Raw genomic sequence first — 3,887 nt, 5'->3', positions numbered from 1 at the left:
CGTTCAGGTCGCCGTCGGTCAGCGCGGTGCCGAAGTACCTGCCCTTCCCCTCCGCCAGCGACCGCAAGGTGGTCGCGGCCTGGGCGGGCGTGGCCGCGAGTGTGGCGAAGACCGTCACCGTGGCCGCGGCCACGGCGGCGGTGAGGAGGCCGTATCGGCTGCGTCGTGATCTGGTCGAGCGTGTGCCCGGGGGCATCGGGTACCTCCCATGTCGTCATCTGCTGGTGCTGCCGGGTGATCGCGTCCGCGCGGGCGTGGACGGCCCGCGTCGGTGTCATGAGTCGGAGGGGCGACGGCTCCGGCCGTCGCGCGGGGTCGCCCCGGGAAGGGGCGGGGGGACGGGACGCCCCCGGCGGCGGTCCTCCGGCCACGCCCGGAGGACCGCCGCCCTTCCCCACATGGTGGTCGGAGGTCGGGTCAGCGGTAGCCGGCCGCGACGATGTCGGCCTGCACCGCGCTGTCGGTCGCGTCGGACGGGTAGCCGGCGACGACAGCCCCTTCGTAGAAGGTGCCGGCGCTCAGGTTGGCGCCGCCGCCGGGCTTGCAGCAGTCCCCGCCGCTGCCCAGGACGATGGCTCCCTGCTTCTTCATGGGGCTGTATCCGCTCGGAAGCCCGCCGTCCCACAGTGTCGTCAGGCTGCCCGATTGCGCGTTGGCGCCCTTGAGCGCGAATCGCGACGTCCCGTTGTTCTTCAGCATCGCGGTGACGAACTTGGCTGTGAATGCCCGCTGGCCGGTGTTCCAGGACTGGCTGCCCCCGGAGTACAGGCCCCATTCGAGGTCGGCCTGGACCCACGGGCCGCTTCCGGAGCAGCCGCCGAACCAGCACTCGGTGCCGAAGTTGATCGCGTCCATGGCGCCGGCGGCGTCGGCCTTCCGGTCGGTCTCGCTGTTGCCGTAGTCGAAGCAGCAGCCGCCGTTGACGTGGGTGCCGCTGGTCACCATGTAGGCGCCCTCGGGGGCGGTCCCGGTCGGCACGCCGGTCAGGTGGCCGTCCCGCCAGTAGCTGTTACCGGGGTTGATGTAGAGCGAGTACGCCTTGGTGCCCCCGGCCGTCAGCGACTCCGAGGTCGCCTTCGCGGGGCTGCTCGAACTCGATCCCGGGACCTGCGCCGACCCCTGGTACCACAGGTCGTTGCCGTGGCCCGACTGATCGTAGACCACGGTGATCACGCACGAGGTGCCCGCGCAGAACGAGTCCTGCGCGGCGGCGTTGGCGTAGCCGCCGGCCGCGAGCACGCCGATGTCCTTGGTCGTGTTGTCCGAGGAGCGCCTGACCTGGTACAGGTTGCCGGCGTACGCGCTGTAGAGCGCGCGGACGGTGCTGTGCGCGGCCACGCACGGAGTACCGCCCGCGGCGTAGATGTCGCACGAGTGCGAGCCGCCGCTCGGCGGAGGCGGCGGGGGAGGCGTCGTGGTCGTCGACGTGCTCCACTTCTGGTTGCTCTGGCCGTTGCAGGTCCACAGGATGACGGCGGTGCCGTTGGCCGTGCCGGCTCCGTTGACGTCCAGGCACAGGCCGGACTGGACGCCGGTGACGGACCCGTCGGAGTTCTGCCGCCACTGCTGGTTGGCGCCGCCGTTGCAGGTCCAGATGATCGCCTGGGTTCCCGGGCTGGTCCCGCCGTTGGAGGCGTCCACGCAGCGGGTGCCGCCCATGGTCCTCAGCTCACCGGCCGAGGTGAACTCGAACGCCTGGTTCGCCTGGCCGTTGCAGTCCCAGATCTCCAGGGCGGTACCCGCCGTGTCGACATTGCCCTTGACGTCGAGGCAGCGTCCGGATGCCGAGCCCACCAGCGGCGCGGCGGCGGCCGAGGCGGGTACCGACCACGTCAGCGCGGTCGCGAGCAAGGTGGCCAGCAGCGCCATCACGCATGCGGCGGCGGTAGCCGGGAAGCGGCGTCTGGGCACCGCCGCTCTCCGGGGCGAAACGGATGAAGGCTGCATTGTCCTGTTCCTCGAAATGTGGGGGGCGAAGGGAACAAAGGGTGCGTGGCCGTCCGAGGGAACCGAACTCGCGCGCACGGACATCCCGTGTCCTGGTCGTGTGGCTCACTGCCCGGCGCTCAGCTCACCGGCAGTGCGGTCCACTGCTGGTTGGTGCCGCCGTTGCAGTCCCACAGGATCAGCTGCGTGCCGTCGGTGGTCGAGACGTTGGGGTCGTCAAGGCAGCGGCCGGAGGCCGGGTTGCGGTAGCCGCCGTTGTACGCCTGCCACTGCTGGTTGGTGCCGCCGTTGCAGTCCCAGAGCTCGATCTTCGTGCCGTTGGCGGTCCCTCGGGCGGTGGCGTCGAGGCATTTCCCGAGCGCCCGCAGGGTGCCGTCGGACTTCGCGGCCCACGTCTGCCCGGCGGAACCGTTGCAGGTCCAGATGTCCGCGGGGGTCCCGTTGGCGCTGTTGCCGCCGTTGACGTCCAGGCACTTGCCCGCGACCCCCGACCGCACCTGCCCGCTGGTGCCGCCACCGCCGCCTCCCGGCGACGTGATCCAGCCCGCCGCGTCGGCGGCCTGGACCGCGGAGTTGAAGGCGTCCGCCATCTTGCGGTAGCCGTTGTCGTTGGGGTGCAGGGAGTCGGCCAGGTCGGCGGTCGTCAGCGCGCTCATGTCGACCAGGCTCACGTGCTTGCCCGCGGCCTGCTCGCCCTGCACGATCCCCGGCAGCTTGGCGTTGAACCCGGGCCGGCTGGCCTCCTCGGTGCCGCTGGTGGACACGATCAGGGTGCCGACGAGGACGGTCGCGTTCGGAACGTCCCTGGTGATCTGGTCGATGAGCGACTTGAGCCGGTCGGTGGCGGTCGACACCTGGTAGTTGCCGTTCAGGTCGTTGGTGCCGATCTCCAGCGTGACCACGTTGGGCTGGTAGGTGGCCAGGACCGAGTCGGCGATGCCGGCGATCTGGTCGATGCGCCAGCCGGAGTGGCCCTCGTTGTCCGGATCGGACATGGTGCCGTTGCGCAGGGAACCGACGAAGTCCAGCGAGTGCCCCTCGCCCGCGAGGTCGTTGTACAGATAGCCCCGGTAGCCGTTCCCGGACGGGCTGGCGTAGCCCCAGGTGATCGAGTCGCCCAGCGGCATCAACCGGAGTGTGGCGGGCGTGGCGGCGGCAGCAGCGGAGGCGGAGGTGTGCGCCTCGGTGGTCGCGGCCGCCGCCGGCAGGGCCGCGCCAACGGCGAGCGCGGCCGCCAGCGCCGCGACCAAGGGTGCCGAGTGCTTCTTCATCAGCGTTCCTCACTGGTGGGGACAGTGGTGGGGTGAACGAACCGCGGCTCGTGGGGGCGAACCGCGGTGGCCCCGCGTCGCGCCGGGCGGGTGCCGTACCGGATCGTGCTCCGCGGCCGGCCGTGCACCGGCCGCGGAGCGGGTTGCGATCGGACGACCGATCGGACCGGCCGTCAGGTCGTCCCGGTTGTGCGAGTTTCTCGCGCGCTCAGGTCAGCCGAGGGTCCACTGCTGGTTGGACTGGCCGTTGCAGGTCCACAGTTCGGCCAGGGCGCCGTTGGCGGTCGAGGCGCCGGTGACGTCCAGACACAGGCCGGACTGCACACCGGTGATGGTGCCGTCGGAGTTCAACTGCCACTGCTGGTTGGCCCCGCCGTTGCAGCTCCAGGTCTCCACCTTTGTGCCGGGAGAGGTCTGGTTGCCGTACGCGTCCAGGCACAGCTGGCTGCCGCCGAGAGTGACCGTCAGTTCGTTGGACGAGTCGTGCGTCCAGTTCTGGTTGGCCTGGCCGTTGCAGTCGTAGATCTGCGTCTGCGTACCCAGCGTGGTGGACGAGTTCGGCACGTCCAGGCACTTGCCCGCGCCCACCGCGTGCAGCGGACCCGACGACCCGCCGGTGGAGGCGGAGTTGCTGTAACCGACGGCGGTGATGTTGGCCTGGACGGCGTC

Annotated in this window: 3 protein-coding genes and 1 pseudogene; all 4 read right to left on the bottom strand. The window is 70.9% G+C overall.

Annotated elements, in window-relative coordinates:
- Window positions 1–196 (bottom strand): annotated as a pseudogene (locus K7G61_RS35630) (glycoside hydrolase); the annotation flags it as partial.
- 221 nt (window positions 197–417) lie between these two features.
- Window positions 418–1,869: an arabinofuranosidase catalytic domain-containing protein gene (locus tag K7G61_RS35625; protein ID WP_225851302.1), complete on the bottom strand. Its 1,452-nt coding sequence runs from the start codon at window positions 1,867–1,869 to the stop codon at window positions 418–420.
- A gap of 197 nt (window positions 1,870–2,066) precedes the next feature.
- On the bottom strand, window positions 2,067–3,218 hold the full coding sequence (locus K7G61_RS35620; RefSeq protein ID WP_225851301.1) for an SGNH/GDSL hydrolase family protein: 1,152 nt from the start codon (window positions 3,216–3,218) through the stop codon (window positions 2,067–2,069).
- A 213-nt stretch (window positions 3,219–3,431) separates the two neighbouring features.
- Window positions 3,432–3,887, bottom strand: a 456-nt coding sequence (locus K7G61_RS35615) for an RICIN domain-containing protein (protein WP_225851300.1), incomplete at its 5' end; no start/stop codon positions are given.

This window comes from Streptomyces sp. HPF1205, from assembly GCF_020400825.1.
GTDB lineage: Bacteria > Actinomycetota > Actinomycetes > Streptomycetales > Streptomycetaceae > Actinacidiphila.
The sequence above is the reverse complement of the archived record's forward strand: the minus strand, read 5'-3'. Positions and strand labels throughout refer to the sequence as shown.

Excerpts from the sequence above, each read along its gene's own strand:
- K7G61_RS35620 (WP_225851301.1), bottom strand. The coding sequence starts at position 3,218 with ATGAAGAAGCACTCGGCACCCTTGGTCGCGGCGCTGGCGGCCGCGCTC.
- K7G61_RS35625 (WP_225851302.1), bottom strand. The coding sequence starts at position 1,869 with ATGGCGCTGCTGGCCACCTTGCTCGCGACCGCGCTGACGTGGTCGGTA.